General features: G+C 40.1%; 25 protein-coding genes, 1 pseudogene and 2 other annotated features. Of the genes and pseudogenes, 17 read left to right on the top strand and 9 right to left on the bottom strand.

Going from position 1 to position 26,400, the window contains the following annotated elements:
- Window positions 1-161: 161 nt before the first annotated feature.
- On the bottom strand, window positions 162-1,343 hold the full coding sequence (locus KFQ09_RS05765; protein WP_050827059.1) for an MFS transporter: 1,182 nt from the start codon (window positions 1,341-1,343) through the stop codon (window positions 162-164).
- A gap of 75 nt (window positions 1,344-1,418) precedes the next feature.
- Between KFQ09_RS05765 and KFQ09_RS05760 the strand changes: the two genes are divergently transcribed.
- The 3 genes from KFQ09_RS05760 to KFQ09_RS05750 all read left to right on the top strand — a co-directional run bounded on the left by KFQ09_RS05760 (window position 1,419) and on the right by KFQ09_RS05750 (window position 3,779).
- On the top strand, window positions 1,419-1,796 hold the full coding sequence (locus KFQ09_RS05760; protein ID WP_072367759.1) for an OsmC family protein: 378 nt from the start codon (window positions 1,419-1,421) through the stop codon (window positions 1,794-1,796).
- A gap of 65 nt (window positions 1,797-1,861) precedes the next feature.
- Complete coding sequence (cax, locus tag KFQ09_RS05755) at window positions 1,862-2,929, top strand: calcium/proton exchanger (RefSeq protein ID WP_046527359.1); 1,068 nt, start codon at window positions 1,862-1,864, stop codon at window positions 2,927-2,929.
- Between the two features lie 67 nt (window positions 2,930-2,996).
- Entirely contained in the window at window positions 2,997-3,779 is a 783-nt protein-coding gene (locus KFQ09_RS05750; protein ID WP_017358796.1) for a YfkD famly protein, read from the top strand.
- Window positions 3,780-4,153: 374 nt separating this feature from the next.
- Here the strand turns inward: KFQ09_RS05750 and KFQ09_RS05745 are convergent, their stop codons facing one another.
- The 4 genes from KFQ09_RS05745 to yfkAB all read right to left on the bottom strand — a co-directional run bounded on the left by KFQ09_RS05745 (window position 4,154) and on the right by yfkAB (window position 7,473).
- Window positions 4,154-4,873 carry a YebC/PmpR family DNA-binding transcriptional regulator gene (locus KFQ09_RS05745; RefSeq protein WP_007496614.1) on the bottom strand — a complete coding sequence of 240 codons (720 nt, stop codon included), beginning with the start codon at window positions 4,871-4,873 and terminating at the stop codon, window positions 4,154-4,156.
- A gap of 132 nt (window positions 4,874-5,005) precedes the next feature.
- Window positions 5,006-5,416, bottom strand: a complete 411-nt coding sequence (locus KFQ09_RS05740) for a nuclear transport factor 2 family protein (RefSeq protein WP_224562626.1) — start codon at window positions 5,414-5,416, stop codon at window positions 5,006-5,008.
- 91 nt (window positions 5,417-5,507) lie between these two features.
- Complete coding sequence (locus tag KFQ09_RS05735) at window positions 5,508-6,344, bottom strand: mechanosensitive ion channel family protein (RefSeq protein WP_046527360.1); 837 nt, start codon at window positions 6,342-6,344, stop codon at window positions 5,508-5,510.
- A 7-nt stretch (window positions 6,345-6,351) separates the two neighbouring features.
- Window positions 6,352-7,473: a radical SAM/CxCxxxxC motif protein YfkAB gene (yfkAB, locus tag KFQ09_RS05730; RefSeq protein WP_017358799.1), complete on the bottom strand. Its 1,122-nt coding sequence runs from the start codon at window positions 7,471-7,473 to the stop codon at window positions 6,352-6,354.
- 147 nt (window positions 7,474-7,620) lie between these two features.
- Between yfkAB and KFQ09_RS05725 the strand changes: the two genes are divergently transcribed.
- Complete coding sequence (locus KFQ09_RS05725) at window positions 7,621-7,812, top strand: SE1561 family protein (protein ID WP_003218031.1); 192 nt, start codon at window positions 7,621-7,623, stop codon at window positions 7,810-7,812.
- 102 nt (window positions 7,813-7,914) lie between these two features.
- Window positions 7,915-8,700 (top strand): delta-lactam-biosynthetic de-N-acetylase, encoded by a 786-nt coding sequence (pdaA, locus tag KFQ09_RS05720; protein WP_035391337.1) that lies wholly within the window; start codon window positions 7,915-7,917, stop codon window positions 8,698-8,700.
- Window positions 8,701-8,739: 39 nt separating this feature from the next.
- Here pdaA and KFQ09_RS05715 read toward each other — a convergent pair whose 3' ends face one another.
- The 3 genes from KFQ09_RS05715 to KFQ09_RS05705 form a co-directional block, all read right to left on the bottom strand.
- Window positions 8,740-9,234 (bottom strand): DUF2716 domain-containing protein, encoded by a 495-nt coding sequence (locus KFQ09_RS05715; RefSeq protein WP_035391335.1) that lies wholly within the window; start codon window positions 9,232-9,234, stop codon window positions 8,740-8,742.
- Window positions 9,235-9,267: 33 nt separating this feature from the next.
- A complete protein-coding gene (gene corA, locus KFQ09_RS05710) occupies window positions 9,268-10,227 on the bottom strand; it encodes a magnesium/cobalt transporter CorA (RefSeq protein WP_007496624.1) in 960 nt (319 codons plus the stop codon).
- 131 nt (window positions 10,228-10,358) lie between these two features.
- Entirely contained in the window at window positions 10,359-10,865 is a 507-nt protein-coding gene (locus KFQ09_RS05705) for a hypothetical protein (protein WP_007496625.1), read from the bottom strand.
- A gap of 433 nt (window positions 10,866-11,298) precedes the next feature.
- Here KFQ09_RS05705 and KFQ09_RS05700 point away from each other — a divergent pair, with 433 nt between their 5' ends.
- The 12 genes and pseudogenes from KFQ09_RS05700 (at window position 11,299) to KFQ09_RS05645 (ending at window position 24,606) form a co-directional block, all read left to right on the top strand.
- A complete protein-coding gene (locus KFQ09_RS05700; RefSeq protein WP_017358802.1) occupies window positions 11,299-12,168 on the top strand; it encodes a DNA-3-methyladenine glycosylase family protein in 870 nt (289 codons plus the stop codon).
- Window positions 12,169-12,270: 102 nt separating this feature from the next.
- Window positions 12,271-13,656: a 23S rRNA (uracil(1939)-C(5))-methyltransferase RlmD gene (rlmD, locus tag KFQ09_RS05695; RefSeq protein ID WP_370648315.1), complete on the top strand. Its 1,386-nt coding sequence runs from the start codon at window positions 12,271-12,273 to the stop codon at window positions 13,654-13,656.
- Between the two features lie 121 nt (window positions 13,657-13,777).
- Entirely contained in the window at window positions 13,778-14,188 is a 411-nt protein-coding gene (locus tag KFQ09_RS05690; RefSeq protein WP_081375097.1) for a DUF6508 domain-containing protein, read from the top strand.
- 26 nt (window positions 14,189-14,214) lie between these two features.
- Window positions 14,215-14,733 carry a hypothetical protein gene (locus KFQ09_RS05685; RefSeq protein ID WP_074041642.1) on the top strand — a complete coding sequence of 173 codons (519 nt, stop codon included), beginning with the start codon at window positions 14,215-14,217 and terminating at the stop codon, window positions 14,731-14,733.
- A 134-nt stretch (window positions 14,734-14,867) separates the two neighbouring features.
- Window positions 14,868-15,695 carry a MerR family transcriptional regulator gene (locus KFQ09_RS05680; protein WP_035391322.1) on the top strand — a complete coding sequence of 276 codons (828 nt, stop codon included), beginning with the start codon at window positions 14,868-14,870 and terminating at the stop codon, window positions 15,693-15,695.
- Between the two features lie 26 nt (window positions 15,696-15,721).
- Window positions 15,722-16,908: pseudogene (locus KFQ09_RS05675) on the top strand (MFS transporter).
- A 190-nt stretch (window positions 16,909-17,098) separates the two neighbouring features.
- On the top strand, window positions 17,099-17,929 hold the full coding sequence (locus tag KFQ09_RS05670) for a DNA alkylation repair protein (RefSeq protein ID WP_255836089.1): 831 nt from the start codon (window positions 17,099-17,101) through the stop codon (window positions 17,927-17,929).
- Between the two features lie 273 nt (window positions 17,930-18,202).
- A complete protein-coding gene (locus KFQ09_RS05665; RefSeq protein ID WP_255836088.1) occupies window positions 18,203-19,387 on the top strand; it encodes a DUF1835 domain-containing protein in 1,185 nt (394 codons plus the stop codon).
- A gap of 74 nt (window positions 19,388-19,461) precedes the next feature.
- Window positions 19,462-19,686, top strand: a binding site (T-box leader).
- A 37-nt stretch (window positions 19,687-19,723) separates the two neighbouring features.
- Window positions 19,724-19,948, top strand: a binding site (T-box leader).
- Window positions 19,949-19,999: 51 nt separating this feature from the next.
- Complete coding sequence (gene thrS / locus KFQ09_RS05660) at window positions 20,000-21,919, top strand: threonine--tRNA ligase (protein WP_046344943.1); 1,920 nt, start codon at window positions 20,000-20,002, stop codon at window positions 21,917-21,919.
- A gap of 174 nt (window positions 21,920-22,093) precedes the next feature.
- Complete coding sequence (locus KFQ09_RS05655; RefSeq protein ID WP_046342964.1) at window positions 22,094-22,660, top strand: hypothetical protein; 567 nt, start codon at window positions 22,094-22,096, stop codon at window positions 22,658-22,660.
- 26 nt (window positions 22,661-22,686) lie between these two features.
- On the top strand, window positions 22,687-23,970 hold the full coding sequence (locus tag KFQ09_RS05650) for a hypothetical protein (protein WP_046342966.1): 1,284 nt from the start codon (window positions 22,687-22,689) through the stop codon (window positions 23,968-23,970).
- 354 nt (window positions 23,971-24,324) lie between these two features.
- The gene (locus KFQ09_RS05645; protein WP_017366847.1) at window positions 24,325-24,606 is read left to right on the top strand and encodes a hypothetical protein; all 282 of its coding nucleotides are present in this window, start codon (window positions 24,325-24,327) and stop codon (window positions 24,604-24,606) included.
- A gap of 55 nt (window positions 24,607-24,661) precedes the next feature.
- Here KFQ09_RS05645 and KFQ09_RS05640 read toward each other — a convergent pair whose 3' ends face one another.
- Window positions 24,662-26,170 (bottom strand): AcpB/EbpR/MafR family transcriptional regulator, encoded by a 1,509-nt coding sequence (locus tag KFQ09_RS05640; RefSeq protein WP_255836087.1) that lies wholly within the window; start codon window positions 26,168-26,170, stop codon window positions 24,662-24,664.
- Window positions 26,171-26,400: the final 230 nt, after the last annotated feature.

Genomic DNA, 26,400 nt, shown 5'->3' with positions numbered 1-26,400 from the left:
GGATGGGGGAATAACGAATGTCTAAACAATCGAAAAAAGGCGGAAGCAACACAAAACAAAACAAAGGCCATCAGCCAAAGCACAAAACAAGCGGAAGTGCGAATGGGCAAAATGGGTATCACTAGATGAAAAAACTCCTCTGCATAGGTGCAGGGGAGTTTTTAATGAGAAATGGATTCGTTTGGAGTGTCAACCACTGCCAGCGTCTTCCCAAATCGAACACAACAAAACACAAATAAAATCACAATGCTGACAAGGTAAAGTAAATTCATGCCCTCGAACGTCTGCACAAAGAATCCGCCAAGAACCGGACCGAGAATACTTCCTGCACTAAACGCCATCCCGCACATCAAATTCCCAGCAGGCAGCAGATGCTTTGGCAATAAGTCCGTCATATAACTGATGCCAAGTGAGAAGGTCGAACCTACAGCCATACCTGCGATAAAGAAACAGATCGCAACAGACAAAACGGACTGAATAAAAATTCCTGCTAAAAGGAAAAAGAATGAACCGACGAGTGTCACAACTAAAATCATGCGTCGTCTGCCGAACCGGTCACTCAGCATCCCGAGAGGAAGCTGAAAAACAATACTCCCAATTGCAAACGCAGGTAAAATAAACGCAACAGCATCTATCGTCACCCCGCTTCTCAGCGCATACACAGGGAAGTTACTATTGAGTGTCGTTTCTAAAAAGCCATAGCAAAACGGCATCATAAACGCTACCCAGCCAAATTGAAACGCCTTCTTGAAGCGCTTCAAACTATTTGTCTGCTCTGACGTCTGCATTTCACCTGTATCAGGATATGTATTTTTTAAAACAAACACAAGTAGCCAAATACACAAACTAACTGCACCAGACACAATAAACGGCAAAGATGGATTGATTTCAATAAGTGGTGTTAAAAAAGGGCCGGCGGCAAAACCGAGTCCAAAGGATAACCCATACAATGAAATATTTCGCCCGCGATTTCTAGATGATGAGGCATAGGTTACCCACGTCTGTGTGGAGAAATGAAGCATATGATCACCGATGCCGATCATCAGCCGCAAGAAGAACCAGACGACATAAGATTCAATAAAGACAAAGCTAAACAAACTTAAAAAGACAGCAGCGCCCCCAATGACGATCAATGGTTTAAATCCGAAGCGGCGAAGCGGCGCTTCCATAAATGGAGACGCAAGCAGCACGCCGAGATATAAACCGGTGGCATGCAGTCCGTTTAACGTCGGGGAAGTGCCGGCATGTTCGAAAATAATCGAAATAACAGGCAGTAACGCTCCCTGTGAAAAACCAGATACGGATACAAGTAAAATTAAAATCATAAAATGAATTCTCGACATAAGAAGCTCCTTACAAGTTCATGCTTTCATCGTACAATGGAACCATAGGGGTTTCAATAGAAAGGTGGAAAAGGAATGAAGCTGATATATGAAAATGATCGGTGGATCGCAAATGCTGATCAAAGGCAGCTGTCTATTTCGGGAAATGAAGAAGCGGGATACAGGCCGTATCAATTGTTCACCTCGGCTATTGCGGGCTGTTTTGGAGAAATGGTCATTCATGTATGCCGGAAAAAACGAATATCCTATCAAGGGCTGACCATTACGCCTGAAACGACAAGAGAAGGAACTGTAAACAAAATCACTCATATTCATTTACATATGATCTTTGAAAGCATCAGCACCTCTGATGAACAGCTGGAAAAAGTAATGAAACTTGCGTTGAAGCATTGCTCCATGGTGCAATCCGTGAAAGGAACGATTGATATCACCCTTTCACACGAACGAATCTAAATGTATATGATGCCGGCACTCACGAAAGAATAACAGTCAGATATGATGTAAAGGAGATTGGCTGTATGAATCGTTTGTTTCTTGTGATTGTCGCAATCGGTGTTCCATTATCTGTAATTGGTAGTTTTCTTCATTTTCCGCAGGCTGTCATGTTCGCCGTCTATTGTATCGCCATCATCGGTCTTGCAAGTTATATGGGAAGAGCGACAGAGAGTCTTGCCATTATAGCGGGACCAAGAATTGGTGGGTTATTAAACGCTACTTTTGGAAATGCAGTGGAATTAATCATTTCATTTTTTGCATTAAAACAAGGACTCACCGCCATTGTCCTTGCTTCACTCACTGGCTCAGTGATCGGCAATTTACTGCTCGTGGCTGGATTGTCTTTTTTCGTTGGCGGATTGAAATTTAAACGACAAGAGTTCAATGTCCACGATGCAAGGCATAACTCTGGGCTGCTTATGTTTGCGATTATTGTGGCATTTGTCATTCCAGAAGTCTTTTCCATAGGGATGGCAGAAGATCGTCAATTTGTTTTAAGTATCGGCATTAGCATCGTGATGATTTTGCTTTATGTCGCAGCACTCTATTTCAAACTGGTCAGCCACAGAGGTGTTTATGTTGCCAAGCAGGAAATTACGGAAGGAGAAGCAGCGACGGAAGAAGAAACACCAGAATGGTCTGGGAAGTTTGCCACGGCGATTTTACTCCTTGCGACAATTGCTGTGGCGTATATTTCAGAGCGGCTCGTCCATACATTTGACACAGTCGGAGAACAGTTTGGCTGGAGTGAACTGTTTATCGGGGTCATCATTGTTGCGATTGTCGGTAATGCAGCAGAACACGCATCTGCTGTCATTATGGCGTATAAAAACAAAATGGATGTCGCGGTCGAAATTGCTTTCGGTTCTACGCTTCAAGTCGCCATGATGGTCGCACCGATCCTTGTGATCAGCTCTCTGTTTTTTGAAAAGCAAATGCCACTGATCTTCTCATTACCAGAACTCATTGCCATGGCATCCTCTGTTTTACTAACCGTGATCCTTTCAAATGATGGGGATACGAACTGGTTTGAAGGTGCTACATTGCTCGCTGCCTATTTCATTATGGCGATTGGATTTTTCCTTTTATAATCTTTTGTGGATAAGGGACGTCTTTCGGGAAAATACTATGGAAAAATGAATGAGAAAGAGTGATGATATGAAAAAGATGCCCCGCATCATGTTTGTTGTTCTCTTATCCTTAAGTTTCCTATACAGTTTTCCAGCCGAGGCAGCAAAGCCGTTTAAGGTGCCATCGTCTGTCGCCAGTATCTCAAAGGAAAATACGTATCCAAATGCGTCACAAGATCAACCGCTGCTACAGCCGAGCGAGCTGACGGCCGAATTATTTAAAACAACAAGTGTACCAATTGAAAATACACATTTAATTAAAATGCTGAATGAATCCAGTATATCAGGTACACCGCTAGCAGTTGGCTACAGGGCAACGATTTTTCTTGGAAGATGGGCACTCAGCTATGATTCAAACGAAACCGTCGCCAATTGGGAATACAAAAAAGTGAACACGAATCACATTGATAATAGAGGCGGAAACAAAACAGCCATCGGCAAATATGTGCAAAAGCAACAAGTAAAAGTAAGTGGAGGGCTCACAGCAAAAGTACCAAACCCAGAAGATGTGAAAACATTGATGATGCAAAAAGCCATCCAAAAAACAAAACTTCCGCTCGCCTTCGACACAGTGATTGGTGCAGGAACAAAGCGAGATCAGTCCTACCACGTATCTCCGAAAAAAGCAGCATCCCTGCATGCATACGCTCCAGCCATTAACGAAAAAGGAAAGGTTACTTACGGAGAAGTGTATCTTGTGCTCAAGGGAAATAAACGCAAACTTGTCGTAAAAAATGTGACCTCACAAGGAATCGGCGCTTGGATTCCTGTTCAGGATCACCTGACGTTTGGGTTTCAAGGGATGAATTAAAAACAGTCATCTCCTCTTACCAAGGGGAGATGACTGTTTTTTGATTAAGATGTCCTATCTTTTTTCTTTTTCATTTCATGAATGTAAAAATCAAAGGCGTTATATAAAAACCATACAAAGAAAAGAAAGAGAAAGACTTTAGTGAATATCGTCAAATTGTTGAAAATTAAGCATAGGCCAATAAAAGGGAGGATCATAAAGCCATAATACGAAAACCACCATGTTTTAAAAATGAAACTCAGCTCCTTGGTTATTTGTGGAAACGACTCTTTCTTCATATTACATGGTCTTGAGTAGAACGTAAACCTTACCTAGACAATAAAAAAGCCAACGCGGAAGTTGAATGAATCCAACAACTACGATGGCTTAGCTGATTATTCTCCTAAATCCACATTATGATAAACTTGCTGCACGTCTTCAAGCTCTTCTAATACATCGATTAGTTTCTCGAATTGTGCTTTCGATTCATCATCTAATGTCACTTCGTTTTGAGGCAGCATTGTGATTTCAGCGACAGTAAATTCTTCTACGCCTGCCTGTTTGAACGCTTCTTGAACTTGATGGAATTGATCTGGTTCAGCGTAGACGATCACCGTATCATCTTCTTCCATAATGTCACGTACATCAATGTCTGCTTCCATTAAAAGTTCAAGCGTTTCTTCTTCACTTTTCCCCTCGACACCGATCACCGCTGTTTGGTCAAACATGTAAGCAACAGATCCACTGACGCCCATATTTCCGCCGTTTTTCCCAAATGCTGCACGAACATCAGACGCTGTGCGGTTGACGTTATTGGTCAGGGCATCAACGATCACCATAGATCCGTTTGGACCAAATCCTTCGTAACGCAGCTCATCGAAGTTCTCTTCTGCACCGCCTTTTGCTTTTTCAATCGCACGGTCCACAATGTGTTTTGGGACACTATATGTTTTTGCACGTTCTAGGACAAAGCGAAGTGCTTGGTTTGATTCTGGATTTGGCTCACCTTGCTTGGCAGCCACATAGATTTCACGCCCGAATTTTGCGTAAATACGACTTGTATTGGCATCCTTTGATGCTTTCTTTTCTTTAATGTTGTTCCATTTACGACCCATCTTATTCACTCTCTTTCAATTAGTAAATACACAGTATGAGGGTCCCCATGCTGCATGAAATCAATCTGCTTTCTATTATACATGAATCAGTCAAGAGGATAGAAGTAAGACGGCTGAAAAGAAAAGAATTCCTTAGCTGATATGTCCAAGTTGTTCAAGCGTCTTATTTTTCTCATGCGGTCTAGTCAGCTCATCACACCGAATGATTCTACCATCTAATAAAGTAAATAACGCCATCACATCTATTAGACCATGGTCTCCTGTGGACAGCTCAACATGTACAGTGTAACGAAAACACCCTTGCTGAGTCTCTTCATCAAACAACATATCATGAAAGGCGGGGATGTCGAGCTGTTTGGTCATGACTTTTAATGTGGAGAGATGCTTTTTAAATTCATCAAGGGAAGAGACCTTTCCATCAGTGACTTGCTGATAATCTGAAGAAAAATAAGTCTCCACCTTTTCTATATCTAATTGGATTAACACCTCTTGATACATTTGCTTAATAAAAAAAATCGCTTCAGTTTTTCTCAATGTAAACATCCTTTCTTTTAGTTAACCGGTGAACTATATAATATTATAATTAACTGGTTAACTAAAAACAATCAAAAAAATAACCTCATCACAAATGAGGTTATTTTGTAGGCTGTGGATAGACGAGATCCTCAAGCAATTTCACATCATGCTGATGAAGTTGTGTGATCATTTCTTTTCGCACAGCGAGGGCGGCTTCAAAGTATTTTTCATCCTCGACCATTCCTTTTACGGTGATCTCAATCCCGCGATTCAATTTATTGAGCCCCATAATGCCATGAACCTGAAAAGGTTCAATGGCGTTTTGGAATTCATCTTTTTTCAGTAAATCATGATGCATTTGATTTAAGTGATCACATGCTGTTTCTAGCGCCTTGAAAGCAATGTCAGGATTTTGGTTTGCGCTGATCAAGACTGACTCTGTGATACGCATGTAGTGCATATTGTAGTTTTGGATTTGACGAATGTCTCCGTTTGAAATGGTTAACAGCTTGCCGCTCCATTCTCTAATTTGCAGAGACCGGAGACCAATTTCTTCAATGGTTCCGTTAAAAAGATTATTGACCGTCACATAGTCACCTTTATGAATTTGCCTTTCATAAATGAGGAAGATGCCAGCTAAAATATCACGAATCAAGGTCTGAGCGCCAAAACCAATGACAATTCCAGCAACACCAGCCCCCGCAAGGATTTTCCCAAAGTCATGAAAAAATAGAGAAATCACATATAAGACAAAACATATGGAAGCTGTATACTTTGAAACCGATTTGACCAAGCTCTCAATCGTTTTTTTCTTTTTATCTTCAATGAATTCAGTTCGTTTAAAGAAAATCTGAAGCGCTTTGTTGATCATAAAGACGGCAAGCCAAAGAATGAGTCCAACAAGGAGAATTTCAATGTATTTGTTCTTGACCACTGTCAGAAATGTTTCGTCCATCTATCGGTTACCCCCTGGCTGTACGAGAAGTAAAATCAACATCTTGATAATAACTGTTTTTCACAAGAACATTTGGACCAAGGCATTGCACACTTGGGCAATGACAATTCAGTTCTTTTGCCAATTTTGTGTTCATCCAGCGTGTATAAGCTGATTGCAACGTATCGGTTTCAATATTTCCTAATGGCGGTGTATCGCCAAAGTCTGTCACAATAATATTCCCATCAAAAATATTCACATTCAACCGTGAACGGCCATCAGGGTCATTTCGTACTGTCACATTTTTCGCTTGACGCAATCGAGTCAAGAGGCGCTGGTCTTCTTCATCTGTGCTGCATGAATAAAATGGCAATGTGCCAAACAGCATCCATGTGTTCTCATCACGAACATCGAGCAACTGATGAATCGCATCCCGCATTTGTGGAAGCGACAATGATTCAAGGGCGCTCGCAAAATCACTTGGATACATCGGATGAACTTCGTGGCGCTGGCATTTCATCTCGTCCACGATTTGACGATGAATGTGTTCAATATAAGGAAGCGTACGCTTATTCAGCATCGTTTCAGCAGATACGGTTACACCCGCTTTCACAAGGGCCTGACTATTCTCAATCATGCGGTTAAACAATTTCTCACGCTGCTCAAAGGTTGGCTTTCGGTCCATCATTGCAAAACCAACCGTAGCAAACTCTTCGACCGTCCCCCAGTTATGTGAAATGTGTAGGACATCCAAGTATGGAATAATCTCTTCATATCGAGCCAAATCAAGTGTTAAATTCGAATTAATTTGGGTACGGACGCCGCGTTCATGGGCATACTTTAATAAAGGAACGACATATTCCCGTACAGATTTCAGAGACAGCATCGGCTCTCCGCCTGTGATGCTAAGGGAACGCAAGAGCGGTACTTCATCTAAACGGCGAAGCAGTAAATCGAGTGGCAGTGCATTCGGATCTTTTGGCTGCAAAGTATAGCCAACCGCACAGTGCTCACATCTCATGTTACACAACGTCGTTGTCGTCAATTCAATATTTGTCAGCTTCATTTCTCCGTAATCCTGCACATCGAGATAGGCTTCCCAAGGGTCGAATGCAGGTGTAATCGGACGAAGTGCTGTTTTTTGGTTCATGGTATCTATCTCCTTTTCATTCGGGCAAACATAGACCCGCCAACAGTTAATTTTAAGCCCCATCACCGTTATACGCAAGAGGGGACACAATTGATTTACAAAGGAAAAAAAGATAAGCTATAAACAAATGCTAAAGGGAGTGTATCTATGGGCAAGGCAGCAGACAGCAAAGAGCAGCAGGTTGATTATTTAAAGAACCGATTAGATATGTTTATGAATGTGATTGATTCATTAGATCCTGAATCCACAGACGTTGAGGATATAGACAGACTCATCCAGATGATTGACGACCTAGAAGCGAAATATGAACGATTTAAAACCGATTGGAAGGAAGAATAGCTCGCGCTGATGCGGGCTTTTTTCTTTAAATTGGCAGGTCAAAAAGTGTATGAGTACCCGGTATATTCTGCACAATAGAAGAAAAACCGGGAAGTGACTTAAATGAAAAAATGCATACTGATCTGTCTATGTGCGCTTTTTGTATCGATGCCTTTTTCAAACTTAGAAGCCGTGTCTAATCAGCCGATTCATTGGGGATTTGCTAAAAGCAAAGAGCACAAGCCAGCAGATGCCGGCAAGGAACTGAAGACACTCTTAAAGAAATATGATGCTTTCTATTTAGGAAATACGAAAAAGAAAGAGATTTATTTTACTTTCGACAATGGCTATGAAAATGGGTACACACCCAAAATCTTGGACGTGCTGAAAAAGCATCAAGTACCCGGCACCTTTTTTGTGACTGGGCACTTCGTAAAGGACCAGCCCAAGCTCGTCAAACGTATGGCAGAGGAAGGTCATATTATTGGCAACCATTCCTATCACCATCCAGATTTAACAACAAAGAGCACGAAAGAAATCAAAGAAGAGCTAGATCGTGTCAATGAAGCGGTATACAAAATCACAGGAAAACAAGATAACCTCTACCTTCGTCCACCGCGCGGGGTGTTCAGTGAAAGGGTACTAAAGGAAACGAAACAGCTTGGCTACCAAACCGTTTTCTGGTCAGTAGCGTTTGTAGATTGGCACATCCACCATCAAAAAGGAAAACAGTATGCGTACAATCAAATGATGAAACAGGCGCATCCGGGTGCCATTTACTTACTTCATACCGTCTCAAGGGACAATGCCGAGGCACTTGATGATGCCATCACTGCTTTAAAAAAACAAGGATATACCTTTAAAAGCTTAGACGATCTCATGCTTGAAAAAGTATGGCATCTCCCTTAGCTATAGAAAAAAGCTTGCAGACACTGCAAGCTTTTTGACTTATCCTTCTCTTATTTTACGCTGGAACAAAAGGGGACGATGACGAGTAAAGGAGTCAATCAAGCCCTCACCGAAAATCGTGATGCTTTGCTCCCAAGGATGTCCTAGTAAACCCCAGGTCATCTCTTTCGATAAAAAGAAATAGTAATCCCCATTTGGGAGCACAGGGACTCTCCATTCTCCAAATTCATCTTTTTCAAATGAGCCGTATGGTGTGATCCAATAGCATTCGTGCTGCCAATCAAGTACCAGCATATATTCGCCGGTTCCGGTGATATTCTCCTGAAAAGACAGCAGTGCCTTCTTTTCAAGGTCTTCATCCGCACTTAGGAGAGAAGGGTCCTCGAAATAAGCAGAGATATCATATGTGATGTAAGGAGATGGTGCTTGAAAACCGGGAAAGCGAGAGATGCTTGGGTTAAATTTAAACTCTTGATCAAATGTTTTCCATGCGTACTTTAGTTCTTTGTCTGTCAGTGGAATCCAGTTTTCCATAGTATCTCCCTTTCAAGCACTTCTCTCAAAAAACTATTTGAAAATCCTAAACCATCCTTTATGTTTAAACCACAAAAGCATCCCTGAGACAAGCAAACCCATGAAAATCAGTACGCCAAAATAGCCATATTTCCAGTGTAATTCAGGCATGTTATCAAAGTTCATCCCATACACCCCAACAATAAAGGTGAGTGGAATAAAAATCGTCGAGACAATGGTCAGTGTCATCATGATGGCATTCATTCGGTTGGAATTTAGTGTTTGATAGCTGTCTCGTAAATCGGCTGTCATATCACGGTTTGACTCAACGATCTCTGTTAGTTTCAATAGATGATCATAAATATCATTAAAATATGCTTGCCGGTTTGCATCGCTTTTCATCATATTCGTGTTCACAATTCGATATAAGAGGTCCCTCATCGGGATAATGGTTCTGCGCAGTTTGAGCAAATCGGATCGAATACCGAATACTTCGTTCATTAATGTACCATACGTTTTATGCCCTTCTTCATCCTCGATTTCATTGAGCCTGTCCTCAATTTGATAAATAATAGGAAAATAATCATCGACGAGCTGGTCGATCAGCATATAAGCCATATGCTCTGGACCGCTCTCTCGCGCTTTATCAGACCCTTTGAGCTTTCGAATGACTCGATCAATGTAGGGCGCTTCCTTCAAATGAAAAGTAACGATATAGTTTTCTCCAACAAACAGGTCGACTTCTTCAGATCGAAGTGTTTTTTGATTGAGGGCATGAAGGACGAAAAATAAATACCCTTCATAAAAATCAAGCTTCGGCCGCTGTAAATAATGGAAGCAATCTTCAATCGCAAGCGGATGGAACTGAAAAAATTCCTTTAACAGTGCTGCTTCCTTTTCCGTTGGCGCATAAAAATCAATCCAATACCAGGCAATGTCAGGGCTTGAAAGCTGCTGCAATGTTGCATGTTCAATCAAGTCGCCGTTTTTTGTCACTGCAAGTTTTTTCAGCATGTGCACCCCTCCAGACTTGCATTATATCATGAAGCAGCAGCGGTGAACTTATACGTTTTCACCATAAAAAAGCCGATCTCATCGCTGAGATCGGTCCAATGTGCGTGTATGATTGATGGATAAAGCGAGAATTAAGGACGACGGAAGTTGACGAAACCACCGTTACGGTCGAACCAACCTCTAAATGCCCAGTTGATGTAACCGCCATCACCTTTGTTTGTGAAAGATCCATTTTCAAATACCCAAACTCCGTACGTAATGCTTCCGTATTTAACAGTAGCAAACGTTTTAACACCGTTGAAACGAGTCTCATAGCCTTGGCTTAAGTTAAATACCATAACATTGTATTTTGCGCCAGCAGCATAGAAAGCAGACTCCATTAATCCTTTGACAAAGCCTTCACGGTTTGTGTTAGCATTTGCAGCATTAATTAATGCATTGGCAATTCCAAGTACGTCAAAGTTAATGTTAACATTTGTCGCATTTGTCGTTGCTTTACCTTCAGCAGCTTTGTTTAACACAGTTTGCTGAATAGTTGTTGAAACTGGAGCAGTTTTTTGCTCAGCAGCGTCAGCGAATACTGGTAGTGTCGAAGAAACAGCAGTGGCAAGGGCAACAGAAAGAATTGTTTTTTTCATTGGTCGGATCTCCTTTGTTTTTAAATTTTGGGTCTTCTTTTAGTAAAACGTGAAACTAGGTGAAGCCGGTTATCAATGAGGTAAATATGTTCCTGCAAGATGAAACAAATGATTGCCTAATCCGCTAATTCCTTTGTTCACCTCCTTGATATGTCATAATTATACAAATATTTTTGGAATAGAAGATATCACCCATAGGTTCTATTTCTAATTTAAGGAAAATGATCCTAAAATGTTGAAGATTGCTGTCGAATTTTAGCTAAATTCGACTAAAAATTTTCATCTATCCAAAAGGAGAATGACCATAAATAAGGAAGATATAACTGATAAATTCTTGTACTCTTTATATTTAAAAGTATTCAATATAGAGAATCATTCATGCAAAGTGAAACAATCACATCTGCGTGTGTTGACAGAAAGGAAGAGGAAAAACATGTGGGAAAAACACCTATTGGTTGAACCGCCCTATCACTTCGATCAAGTGCTGAGACGTTTGTCGAGCGATCCATTAAAGGCGGTCGATCTGGATAAAAGAGAAATCAAAGTACCGATGAGGCTGAATCATAAACCGTACATTGCAGTCGTTCAAGCGACAGGAACAAAAGAAGCACCTTCGTTCCGGGTACAGGCTAACGGGCCGGAGGAAGCCATCCTTTCTGAGGTGAAGCGGATATTTGGCATGGAGCATCAATTACATGCCGTGCATGACCATTTTGCTCAAACAAATCTTGCGCCCATTTTTGAACGTCATATCGGAACGCCGCTTATGCTGGATTTCCATCTATATCATTGCTTGATGAAATGCATCATTCATCAGCAGCTCAATCTTGCATTTGCTTATGAGCTGACGAAACGGTTTGTTCATACGTATGGTGAGCAAATCGACGGCGTTTGGTTTGACCCTTTACCGGAAACCATTGCATCACTTGAAACCGATGATTTGAGAAAACTGCAATTCAGTCAGCGAAAAGCGGAATATGTGATTGATGTCTCAAAGCGAATAGTGAGCGGCTCTCTGAATTTAGAAGAATTACACGACTTAACGGATATTGAAATTGAAGAACGTCTGCTTCCGATTAGAGGGATTGGACCTTGGACGGTTCAAAATGTCCTCATGAATGGACTTGGAAGACCAAATCTCTTTCCAATGGCAGATATCGGGATTCAAAATGCGATCAAACGTCACTTTGACCTGCCAGAAAAGCCAACAAAAGAAGAGATGGCAGTTTTAAGCAAGGAGTGGGCACCGTATTTAAGCTACGCCTCCCTTTATTTATGGAGAAGTATAGAGACAGATAAATAATTGAAAGGCATTTTCGCTCTTCGTCCAAGTCGTGATATACTATTCAGATGGAATAAAATGAGGACAACTGATAAAGGTTTAAATAGAACGGAGAGAATAAACGTGAAAGAAAAACAGCAAGGAGCCCTTCTGCAAAAGGGACAGCAGTTCCCGCTTACCATTAAACGCCTTGGAATTAATGGGGAAGGGGTCGGTTATTTTAAAAAGCAAGTGGTCTTTGTCCCAGGTGCACTTCCAGGTGAGGAAGTAGTAGTTGAAGCAACGAATGTTCAAGCGAAATATGCAGAAGGTACGGTGAGGAAAGTCCGCAAGCGCTCAGAACATCGAGTCAAACCGCCATGCCCAGTATACGAAGAGTGCGGCGGCTGTCAGCTTCAACATTTGGCGTATGAGCAGCAGTTAAAGGAAAAACGCGATATTGTCATTCAATCAATGGAGCGTCATACAAAGCTGTCGGTTGAAAAGATCGACATTAGACCAACAATCGGTATGGAAGATCCATGGCACTATCGGAATAAAAGTCAGTTCCAAGTCGGAAGATCACATAGCGGCGACATCATCGCAGGGCTTTATGGGCTGAATTCCCATAAACTTGTCCCAATCAAGGAATGTATCGTCCAGCATCCGAAAACGAACAAAACAACAGGCGTCGTCCGCAAAACTTTAGAGAAATTCGGCGTATCTGTCTACAACGAGCGGACAAGAAAAGGCGACGTGCGCTCGATTGTTGTGCGTGTTGGCTTTGAAACAGGTGAAGTCCAAGTCGTCCTTGTCACATCAAAGCCTGAGTTTCCAAAGAAAAAAGAAATCGCCGAAGCCATTCAAAAACGTCTGCCAGAAGTGACGTCTATTATGCACAATATCAATGGCGAAAAAACGTCAGTCATCTTCGGCCATAAAACATCTCACCTAGCTGGCAATATGGTCATTCAAGAATTTTTAGGAGACGTCTCATTTGAATTGAGTGCACGTGCTTTCTTCCAATTGAATCCGAAGCAGACGCTAAAGCTTTACGATGAAGCGAAAAAAGCGGCCAAACTGACAGGCAAAGAAAAGGTTGTCGATGCGTATTGCGGCGTTGGGACCATTGGGATGTGGCTTTCAGATGGCGCAAAAGAAGTAAGAGGAATGGATGTCATCAAAGAATCAATTGATGACGCGAAGAAAAATGCCAAAAAACACGGCCTGAAAAACGCAACCTATGTGACAGGAACAGCTGAACATTGGCTGCCAAAATGGGTCAAAGAAGGCTTCCGTCCTGACGTCATCGTCGTCGACCCGCCAAGAACCGGCTGCGAACGCACTTTCCTAGACACCGTCAAACAAGTCAAACCAAAACGCTTTGTCTACGTCTCTTGCAACCCATCTACACTAGCAAAAGACCTCGAATACATGTCAAAAGACTACAAGATCGAATACATGCAACCAGTGGATATGTTTCCGCATACGGCGCATGTGGAGACCGTGGTATCGATGGTTAGAGTATAAAAAGTGAAATGAATAAAACGGTCCGTGATTTGAATACTGGCTTCTAGCTTGTAGGATCATCACGGACTTTTTTTACCAACTTATTCAGAGATGTCGATCAAAGGAATGGAGGAGGATGAGGTTGAGTCAATTTGAGATTCTAACTAACTATATCCCTTTGCTTCAGGGCAATGATATTGGTGAATGGGTCATAGATCAAGAAAATGATGGAACAGCGGAACACCCGATTCAGATGCCCTATGTGAATTATTCCGAAACGGTCCGTCGTTTTATCGAGGATGTCTATACCTTTGCAGAACACCATCAAGAAATGGAGCTTACCCGCTACAGTGAGATCCTCAAAGAAAATGGCATTGAGAGTGGAACGAACGCTATGGAGAATGTCGACATCTCAAATGTAAATGCGCAGTGTGTACTGGCTCTCATTATGGGGGTTCTGAGAGCTGAACGATTTTGCGAGGGTGTTATACTCGATTTCTTTAAAAACGGAGCTATTGTCAAGTGGCTTGAAAGATTGGAACGTTTGGAGTAAGAGAGACTAGATTTCGGGGTGATCAATTGAAAAACAAAACAGATGTATCCCACATGTTTCCTCCTATGAAAATAGAAGAAATTGATCATATTTTAGTATATGATCTTGATGCAATAAAAATGGAAAAAGAAGATGAACGTATAAAATTCATTTTACAAGATCCCTATTGTCCTGATAAACATCATATTCACAGTGTGTATGTCATCTATAAAAGGTCTATACTCAATTTACTTGAAGGTAGGATTCGTTCTATTCATAGTCATGAATTCATGACTGCTAAGAAAAAGGATCGAACGATTTCTATAGAAGATATAGAATATGTATTAGAGATCGCTACAGTTGTGGTTCTTGCAAGTGAAAATAATGGAATATTGACGAATTATTTTTATAGTGGAGTCGGACAAAGGTTAGATTGTATTTTTAATCTATGCTTAGGTTATTCAACAGATTTACAAAAGAAAGAGCATAAAGTAAGTTTGCAACGATTTATGGATGATATAAAGATTGTTGAAGCGATGGGATTGTTAGAAAAAATAGTAGGATAATGAGCAAAACCTAGATTTTAGAGAAATCTAGGTTTTTTCGTGCTTTTGAAAAATTTAATCAACTTCATGTTGACCTTCCCCTTAACTGAAAGGTTTATACTGTGATCAGATCAACAAATCGGAGGAGATGCAGGATGTTTAAGATCGGCGATTTTTCTATGTTAAGTAAAGTGCCTGTCAAAACCTTAAGGTATTACGACCAAATTGATTTATTAAAGCCTCAGCAGATTGATCAAGATTCGGGATACCGTTATTACTCAGCTGAACAGCTGCTTGAGGTCAATCGAATTTTTCTCTATAAGGAATTAGGCTTTACGTTAAAGCAAATGGGGCAGCTACTTCGTGAAGATATTTCTGTCGAGCAGATTCAGGGCATGTTTCTCTTGAAAGAGAGTGAGATTCAGCAATTGATCGAAAAAGAACAACAGAAATTAGCCCGTATTAAGGAGCGGATGCACCTCATCAAACGAGAGGGGTGTGTTGAAAAAGAACAGGAGGTCATCATCAAATCTGTTGAAAGCAAACGCATCATGTCTTTTCAATCCAACGGAACTGTTGAAGAAATCCCTTCATTCTTTCAAATGTTTCATCATTTATTACATAAACATCAACAAGAATCGATCTCGGGACCACAAGTAGTGCTATGGAGAGAATCACTGGATAAAGAAAGTGAGTTTGAATTTGAGGTGGGGTATTCCGTCAAATCGTTAAGGTGCTCTCTTCCTCAGGGAATGACAATTCGCACGTTACCTGCAGAAGACACCATGGCAACACTCTTATTTCATTCCCATTCTCCATCCGCACAAACTGCTTGTGTTGATCTGGCGACATGGATCGAACATAACGGATACCGCGTGAAAGATGATCAGCCGGGCCGAGAAATCTATTACCCATTGTCAGAAAATGAAGAAGGCAGACTCATTGAAATTCAAATTCCTATTAAAAATGAAATCAAATCGTAAACATGGCCCAAAGGAGAAACGTCACGATGCAAAATAAAACCGTTGTCTATTTACTTGCTTTAGCAGCTTTTTTAATCGGAACGATCGAATACATCATTACTGGCATTATTCAAATGGTCGCACATGATTTACATGTCACAACGTCTACTGCTGGCTTATTGGTCACATCTTTAGCACTTTCGGCCGCAATCGGTGCACCAATTGTCATCGCACTAACCATCAATATGGACCGCAGAAAAATATTAACATGGACGCTGATCATTTTTATTTTAAGTAACTTCATCACAAGTATCAGTCATTCGTTTGAAATGGTCATGATCACAAGAGTTTTACAAGGAATCAGTGGAGGAACGGCGATTGTAGTGGCGATGGCGGTTGCAACTCGTCTTGTAGAACGGGAAAAAAAAGGAACAGCGATTGGCATCATTTTAATGGGATTAAGCAGCTCCTTGGTTTTAGGCGTTCCAATCGGGACATTTCTAAGCAGTATGATCGGATGGAAAGCATTATTCGCAGCCATTGGAGTGATCACGCTTATTCCGCTGATTGTGGTGTATAGGCGGATCCCTTCTATGAAAGAACAAGAACCGGTGACGCTTCGTATGCAATTATCGATTTTAAAAGACAAGCGTATATTACTTGCAGTGGCAGTCACGTTATTCTATGTAGGGGGATATTCGACTTTATTTACCTATTTAACGCCTTTCCTCCAAAAATCAGCCAACCTAAGCATCACAGAAATCAGTGGCATTTTGTTACTAGCGGGAATATGCAGCTTTTTAGGATCAAGCCTTGGAGGGATGGCAGCAGATAAAAAAGGGCCCATCTTCACGATTTTTTCTGGCATCATCTTGCAAATCATGATGCTCATGCTACTAGCATTTGTCACAGGGAATCTCGTGGTCATGGTGGCTGTTATCATGATATGGATGATCGCAACATGGAGTACATCACCAGCTCAGCAGCTATATCTAGTAACCCTTGTTCCAAAATCTCCTGATATCGCATTAAGTGTTAATACATCATTTATTCAATTCGGATTTGCTTTAGGCTCGGGGTTAGGGGGATTGTATTGAGCAGGACATCTATATTGCACCTGAGCTGGATCAGTGCTGGAACGGTTCTTCTCGCTTTACTCATGACCATCTTGATGGTGGCGTTTGACAGAATCTCTCAGCAGAAGAGTTTGAAGGTGATCGAGCAAGGAAGGTAACTTAAATTCAATTTTGTATGGAAGGGACTACTTATTTTGGGTAGTTCCTTTTTGGTTTGAAGAATGCACCAGTAAAGTGGTTTATTTGATACAATAGGGGGCAATATCCAAAGATTGAAGGCATTCATATATTTCTTTTAAAAACGATGAATATCAAACAAAAGCACCACTAGACGAGGAGAGAAAATAAATGCAAATCAGCGAAGAGATCATCAATCGAAAAGGTGCTCGAAAGGGGACTGATATCCCTCATGACGTCTTGTTCCTTTTGAATCAAGGAAAAATAGAGAGTGTGAATTTAACTGAATGGCTGGCTGTCAATCATCTGACGTTATTACATCATGTTTTGCCATCCGTTGGTTTAGACCATCATTTAGACGATGTATCATCTGATGTCACTCAACAAAAGGCTGAGTCTGGAATGAAAGCAATTCGTCTCATCGGTCAATTGTTAGATGAAGTGTTACAGAAAGAGAATGGGGAAAAACAAACGGAAGTGCTACAGGCATTTACTCACCATGTATCTGATAGCGTCCGCTGTTGGGCTGCTTATATGAACAAACACCGTTTATCAACTTTGGAAGAGAAATTGGTGTACATTCAGCTATTTGCAGCTGATCCTCATTTTGGAGTTCGAGAAATTGCGTGGATGTCAGTGAGAGAAAGCCTAATGGATCAGCTCGATCAAAGTATAGAACATTTAACAGCATGGGCTAAAAGTAATGATGAAAATATTCGCCGATTCTCAGTAGAAGCTATTCGCCCAAGAGGTGTTTGGACAAAGCATATTGAGTCATTAAAACAAGAGCCAATGAGGGCACAGCCTATTCTAGACTTGCTCAAATCTGATCCATCAACATATGTTCAAGATTCTGTAGGAAACTGGCTCAATGACGCTAGTAAAACACAACCAAATTGGGTCATAAACCTGTGTGAACAGTGGTTAAAAGATTCTGATACAAAAGCAACCAGCAGAATTGTCAAGAAAGCCAAAAGAACGATTGTGAAGGGGAATTTGTGAAGAAGTACATAAACTGAATTTCCCTTTTTGGAGGGTATTTCTATCAATAGATCATTAGAAGGAAAGTCTCAAAGTTACTCAGTAAACTGACTGCCCCATTTCGTGGGGTTCTTCATTTTTTATAAAAAATCTAGTCTCCTCAATTCTGCATTCTTTATATAGATCTTATCCTCTCATCGTCGTACTTTTGAATGAAATTGACTCAATAGAATTGACGTAAGAATCATGAATAGGCGAAGATGATATAAAATGTAAGATAAAGGGAGATGAATAATGATACATATCGTATTTGGGGCAGCAACTGCTGGTAGTTTAAAGCAAGCATTACGTGAAATGAAGCAAAAACCAGTGGAAGACATCATCACCTTTGATGATATCTACTCCATTGGCCCACTTACACACTTACATGAACGTCAAGGACAAGAGACTCGTATGGAGTGGCTTCGACATGTCATGTCCAATGAGTTTGGTAGATTTGATGATATGGTAATCGATCAGCAAATAATGATTCAACAAGTGAAGGATGTAAAAGATGGCTCACATATGATGATATGGATAGGCAACAATGCACACGAACAAATAGGTCTACGATTTGCCATCTATTTATTAAAAGGAAAAAACGTGGACGTCTCTGTCATTAATACAGCGATTGCATATGATCACCATTTTAATACAAAGACAATTCGCATGGACCTTCGACATACTGGGGAAATCCCATCTGAAAAATTTAAAATCATTTATGAAAGTAAAAATCACTTTCACACCATTTCCAAGGAAGAAAGAGAACGATTACAAGAAGAGTGGCTTCACATTGCCGAAACAGATCATACACTTAGGATATGGCGAAATGAACAAACGCTCAACGTATCAGAAGATGAATTTGATGCTTATTTAGTAAAAATGGCTAAGCGGCTTCATCCGTCCGAGCCAGAAGAGGAATACATCGTAACTCCACGCTTAATTGGAGAAGTCCTTGGTCATTTAGAACAATATATCGGAGATGATTTTATTGAGTATCGGCTAAAGAAGCTGATTGATCAAGGTGTTTTTGCTATGAAAGGAAAACGAACGTCCATGCGTTATTACTCGATAAAACTGACAACATTTGGTCAGGACTTCAAAAAATGGGTATGCTGTCGTGATTTTGAGCACCAACCTTATGTGAAAATTGAAGGAACCTATGGTGGCGAACCTTTTCAATGCGGACATTGTCAATGTCATTTAGAAAGAGATGATGTACCTATAAGCGATGTACTATTCTCTAAAATATGGAATTGGGCCATACAGTATGGTTGTTGGTTTGATGAAGAAACAGATGACTTGCTGCCAGAAGGGGTAGAAATGGAAAAGAAGTTTAATCAAGCAGGGGAGTGTATAACGGAAGAAGTAAAGAATGCGTTATCTCCTAAGTATCAAGTCGAATATAGCCCCAGTGAAATGACAAGACATTTCATTTAAAGAATAAAATTCAATAGCACTGTACAAAATAAATCTTTACATCATTCCCCATCATCATGTAATATATGGAGAAATCAAAAGCGAAGAAAAGGACATGAGCAGCTTTTATCGGTTCACAGAGAGGGAAGTCACGGTGAAATCTTCCTAACGCAGAAAAGTTGTCTTACCACCTTTGAGCTGTATTGGGGAACATTGCAGTATCCAATACCGTCTACGCCACGTTACGGCGCCAGAGCCATAAAGCGAATACGCGTTATGGGAATTTGGGTGGAACCACGGATTACACATTCGTCCCTTTATGAGGGATGGGTGTGTTTTTTTGTTTACTTTTATAGCATGATTGCTTTGAAAAGGACATGAGCAGCTTTAATCGGTTCACAGAGAGGGAAGTCACGGTGAAATCTTCCTAACGCAGAAAAGCTATCTTACCACCTTTGAGCTGTATTGGGGAACATTGCAGTATCCAATACCGTCTACGCCACGTTACGGCGCCAGAGCCATAAAGCGAATACGCGTTATGGGAATTTGGGTGGAACCACGGATTACACATTCGTCCCTCTATGAGGGATGGGTGTGTTTTTTTATTTCAAAAAAGAGAAAGGTGTGTCAGTGATGAGAGAAAAAATGGTAAAAATTCAATTTCCAGATGGAAAGATCAAGGAGTTCTCCGCAGGTACGACAGTCGCAGAGGTTGCCTCCCATATTAGCCCAAGTTTAAGAAAAAAAGCAGTAGCGGGAAAGATCAATGATCAGACAGTGGACTTAAGTTATCCGTTAAACAACGATGCGGGGGTTTCGATTCTAACACTTGATTCAAAAGAAGGGCTGGAAGTGTTACGACATACAGCTGCACATGTATTAGCCCAAGCTGTGAAAAGGTTATATGACAATGTGACACTGGGAATCGGACCTGTCATTGAGAATGGATTTTACTATGATATGAAGCTGAATCAAACGTTAAGCGTAGAGGATTTGGCAATGATTGAAAAAGAGATGAAAAACATCATAAACGAGAATCACCTTATTCAAAGAATGGAGGTCTCTTACAAAGAAGCTGAAGTGATGTTTGCACATGATCCATATAAACTGGATATTTTAAAAAGTCTCCCTCGACAAGAAGCCATCACGATTTATCAGCAAGGAGAATTTATAGATTTGTGCCGTGGACCTCATTTGCCTTCTACAGGGTATTTAAAGGCATTTAAACTAACGCGTGTGGCAGGGGCATATTGGCGGGGAGATAGCAATCAGGATGTCTTGCAGCGAGTGTATGGTGTAGCATTTCAGCATCCAAATCATCTAGCTGATTATCTTCATTTCATGGAAGAAGCAAATAAACGTGATCACCGGAAATTAGGGAAACAGTTATCCCTCTTTATGTTTTCAGAAGAAGCGCCAGGCATGCCTTTTTATTTACCAAAAGGTCAGATTGTCAGAAATGAATTAATGGCCTTTTCTAGAGAAGTGAGAGGTCAAGCGCAATATGAAGAAGTAAGTACTCCATTTATGATGAACCAAGAACTTTGGGAAAAGTCAGGGCACTGGAATCATTATCATGAAAATATGTATTTCTCAGAAGTAGACAATACAAGTTTTGCTTTAAAACCGATGAACTGTCCAGGGCATATGCTCATGTTCAAAAATAACTTATATTCCTATAGAGACCTTCCAATTAGAATGTCTGAATTTGGTCAGGTGCATCGTCATGAATTTAGCGGAGCATTAAATGGATTGTTCAGGGTCAGAACATTTTGCCAAGATGATGCCCATATTTTTTTAAGAGAAGATCAAATCGAAGCTGAAATCAAACGGATTTTTCAATTAGTTGATCATGTGTATCGGACATTTGGTTTTGAATATTCAGTCGAGCTATCCACTCGTCCAGAAAAAGCATTAGGGGATGACGCTATTTGGGATATATCCGAAAAAGCGCTAAAAAATGTGCTTGATCAGTTAAAGATTGACTACTACTTAAATGAAGGAGATGGGGCATTTTATGGTCCGAAGATCGACTTTCATATTCAAGATGCACTAAAGCGGAGCCACCAGTGCGCCACAATTCAGCTGGATTTTCAAATGCCAGAGAAATTTGATTTAACATATATCAACGAGAAAAATGAAAAGGTGCGGCCAGTTGTCATTCATAGTGCTATTTTTGGTTCACTTGACCGGTTCCTTGGTATTCTCATTGAACATTTTGCCGGCGTCTTCCCGTTATGGCTCGCACCAATCCAAGTACAAATCATACCTGTCTCAAGCGTTCACCTTGATTACTGCATAGAGGTGCAGCAGCAATTAAGAAATATCGGAATTAGAGTCACAATCGATGAACGGGATGAAAAACTCGGCTATAAAATGAGAGAAGCACAAATGCAAAAAATTCCTTATATCGCTGTCATTGGAGATACAGAAATGCAAGAAAAAACACTGAACATCAGACAACATGGAGAAAAAATGTCAAAGCTGCTGTCTATTGATGACTTTAAACACCTGGCAGCCCAGCAAATAAAAGACAGAACAGCTCAAATATGATGTGCTGATTTCATGAAGAAGGATAAGACGTTCATTGAATGGTGGGCGTCTTTTCATTTGTGAAAAAGCCGAATTGACAATTGAAAAGGAAAATATTGAAACATTTTTTCGTTAAAATCGTAATAAGGATAGAGCGTTTATCAGAAAAATTTGAAACGAGGAGGAGTTTATCACATGGAACAAGCTGCACTAAAAAAGATGAGGACAAAACAAATCGCTATCTCTAATTTATTTGTCGGACTTATGATCATCATTTTTTTTATGTTGATTCAAATTGTTAAAATCAAACTGACACATTTCCTTTTTTGTTTAGGAATTCTAATGCTTATTCAAGGCATTTTAGGCTTTATTAGGAAAGGAACAACAAAGTCTTTCATACCTATTTTAGAGCAGGTAGCTATTTATGAAAAAGAGAAATTAGGGAAAGAGTGGGAAAAGGAAAAACGGTTAGATCATGTGTGGAAAATCATATTGAGTGTCATTATGTTTATTCAATCATTCACTTTACAAAATGTGGATAATGCATTCAGTGACGTCGATCCTGCATTGATCATTTTCTTGTTTTTGATGGTTCTAGCCATTTTAAATATAAGCATGCTTTTTCGTTTTAGAAAAATTGACCGATCGACTGTAGGTGAATTAACAGGCTACACAAAAGAGTCAAATATAATGGCAATCGCTTTAGGATTTTTTATGGCAATCATCATCTTCATCTTTATCGTTATTTTTGTTCTTCCATAAAACATCATCATTTTGAGGTGAATTCATTGAATGCAAACATTCAACAACTAATCGATCAGACAAAAGTGACATTTGGCTTAGATCTTTACTATCTAAAAAGACACAGTTTTCATCGCTACGTCAATATGTTCAATGAAACGGTGTATACATTGAATATGGAATGGTTTCCCTCTCATGAAACGGAACCCGAGGACGATGATCTAAACCCAGACGGCACAGCTGTCATTGAAGTGAACTTGAATACAGGACAGACCGAGTCGGTTATTTTTGTTATGGACAAAACCTATGCGCAGCATGGTGTCACGTTTAAGAGACCTTATCCAGCTCATGTCATTCAATGGATCGAACAAGAAACAGGATTGATCTATGGAGAGCATTTTCATATGCATCAGAAGGAGAAAGGGGAACTTTCTTTCGAAGAAGCAATAGATGGTGTGAAAGTAGCACCTTCAGGCAGAATCGAAGTGAAATGGAATGAACATGGACAGCTCATGTACTTTACACACCACGGTCCATTTTTAGCCAAAACATTACTGAAAGATGAGAAATATGTGCTTTCCCTTGATCAGGTGAAGAACTTAGCCAAGCAGCAAGTACAGATGTTTCAATGGCCTTCCTTCGAGCACAATCAAATCCGTTCTATTTATGCTCTAGAAGAAATCTATGTGAAGAACGATGGAACAGAAACTCTTCCGTTTGAGGTTGGGCGTGAAGAAACGCATTGTATACACATGAATGAAGTCATTGAGTGGAATGAACCGATAAACAATGCCTTTGAAAAAAAGGAAATGGACATTCATGAGAACATTTCAGCTGAACAAGCTTTCTCATTGGAACCGTCACCAGATTCCTTCCCGATATCAAAAGAAGACCAGGATGAGTGTATCAAAGCGGTTCGAACCTTTTTGGCGCAAAAATATTCAAACGATACAGGGAAGTGGGTTCTAAAAACACTCCAACGTGATCATGGATACATCCATGCGATATTAAAAACGAATGAGCAAGAAGGCAGTGGATTTATGGATAAAATCAAGGTCTTCATTGATGCCAACACTTTTGAAGCCATTCATTACATAGATAAAAAAGAGATGTTTCAAGTATGTGGGATACTCAATCCATCTCAAACAGCTAGTGAAATCACCATAACTCAGAAACAAGCCTTTGAAACATTGAGAGAACGCCTCGAACTTACACCCATCTATGTCTATGACGATGTGCAAAAACAATATGTTTTATGCGGCAAGCTCGATTGTCATGATGGCGTTGATGCAGTGAGCGGCGAAGTGTTCTCTTTGACAGACTTTTCATAACTTCCAAAAGAACAGTCAGTGCTGTTCTTTTTTTGTCCCATCTCCCTCTTTTTTGCAGAAAAATGGAATTTTGTAGCAGGAAGTTGTCGTTTCATCACGAAAGAAAACAGGTAAGAATATGATCATAGGTCCATTGTTTGAATTCGTGGTGGAGTCAATGAGATGACATAGGAAACGTTATACATATTGAACATTCGTGACAGTACAGTTGATCTACAGTTCATGTCTAAAAAGTGAGTGATCATGTCTCAAGCCGTATGCGAAAATACGTGTACCGAGATCATATGATGAGTTGGTTCCGTTTGTTTTTAGGTGAGTTTGAAGCCAAGTTAGAAGAAAGTGAGGATATCTACCTTGAGTACATTGGAAGTGTTTCGTCAGTTTTTGGTTGACCATTATCCTGCGTTACAAGATGAGCTTTGGCTGAAAGATGTTGATACCCTTCGAATCTCTCCTATTCTTCATCCTTTTCTGAAAAGCAAGCTGCCAGATGGGATTGAAAAATTCACTTGTGTCCTATTCACGCAGCAAACAGATCAAACCACTGCCCCGCTCAAAGTATACCTTCTATTAGATGAATATGGGCAATCGCTTTACGCCATTGATTTGATGAATGAACAAATCGTGCTTCATTAATACAGAACCAAAAAGCTGCTTGAGCTTGTCTCAGCAGCTTTTTTTATGATGAACATCAGTTTGTCATATCAACCAATCTGCGGTGCAAGTTGTCCAATTCTTTTTTTGTTGGAAAAGAGCTGATCAGCAGCGTAGATCGCCCGAACTGAAGAGGAAGCTCAGTATCGGTCACAATCATATCAATCCCAAGTTGATCCATCGTGACATCATTTAACGTATTTTCTGGACTTGTGAAAATGTGAATGAGAGGAGGCACACTTAATTTAATTAAATCAGCAATAAACAAACTATGATAATAACCTAATGTTGAAGTAACAAAAATGTTCAGCACGTTTCTCCGTTCCATCTCCAAATGAACAAGCCCTCTCCAGGAAGATGTAATGATACGAATCAATTCCCGTTCATTTTTCACAAAAGAAGCGAGGATATCGTCTGTTTTTAACTCTTGGATGATATGACTAATCCTCGAATAGAAGTAAGGAAACTGTTTTTTCACCTCTGATAAATAGCTCGATTTCTTTTTGAAAAGGAATCCATCTCTCACGGTAATTTCATTGGAATACACATAATATTGGAGAAGAACGAGTGTCATCACCTTACGATTCGCTATTTCTTGATGAAAAATCGACTCCAACTGGGTGATAAATGAATGAATGGCATCATAGAGGCGTGGTGTATGTGACTGAAAGAACGTCAATTTTTCTTCGACAGTTTCAATTGATTTAAAGTGCCCAATAGCTGGTTCGATCAATAGCAAAAAGACAAATTCATGATGATCCAGCGTCACATCAAATACGTCTTTGGTCATTCGACAGATGTGCTCTTCCCATCTTTTGATTTGATCATAGATCCCTTTAGCTGTAGAGGTTTGTTTTTCTTCAGTCATTGAGTATGTATATTTACGGCTGATTGTAAAACCTTTTCGCATTCGGTGAATGGAAACGCCGAACCACAGGCAGTATTTATCTATCGCGACATCTGGTACATTGACTTCGAGCACCTGAAATAGTTCTTGTAATAAATTCACTGCGTCTTGTTTTTGAATATCATCAAATGGCCAAAGGCGGCTTCCATACACTTCAAATAAAAATTCAACAAAGAATTGACGAATCTCCTTCTCATTTCCATGAAACTGCATACTATCTGGGCGTAACTCGATGTCATAGGATGTAAGGATCGAGTTGATTTTATGAATTGTGTTATACAATGTGGATCTACTGATATTAAGCGTTTCCATCCATTCATAGAAAGATCTGTTTTCTTCAAAAAAAATGCCGTCAATCAATCGAATTTCAATCGTATCCTTTAGAATTTCTTTGATATAGTAATCCACTCGTATCGTCTGCGTATTACAAATGGATATGCCTTGTCTTGGCTTTATGTGGATTAACGCTTCTCCATTCTCTGTTTGGAACGATTTCATTTGTTCTAAATCGCTTTGAATGGCTCGAACAGAACCGATATGTTCATTCGATATCTCTTGAAGGCTCCACCACTTATTTTTGGATACAAGCAATTTTAAAATGTTTATCCATCTCTTTGATTTATTATCAATGAGCTCCATCAAACAACTAACTCCTTCCTTTAGCTTGCCTCTATATTATGAAGTTCACTTAAAGAACATTTGATTCTCAAAATAGGCATGAAATGATTGTAATGTTTAGGCTAAATCGTTTTGTCTTCACTTTTCATGATAAAAGAGAAAAAAATTAGACGAAAACAAATGTTATGCCCTGATTCTCCATATTTTTCTATTGAAAGGTGATAAATATGCCAAGAATCCTATAAAAATGG

Origin of the sequence: Bacillus sp. FS02 (assembly GCF_024398395.1) — a bacterium.
Classification (GTDB): Bacteria; Bacillota; Bacilli; order Bacillales; family Bacillaceae; genus Bacillus; species Bacillus altitudinis.
Note: the sequence above shows the minus strand (reverse complement) of the source record. Positions and strands in the feature narration are given on the sequence as shown.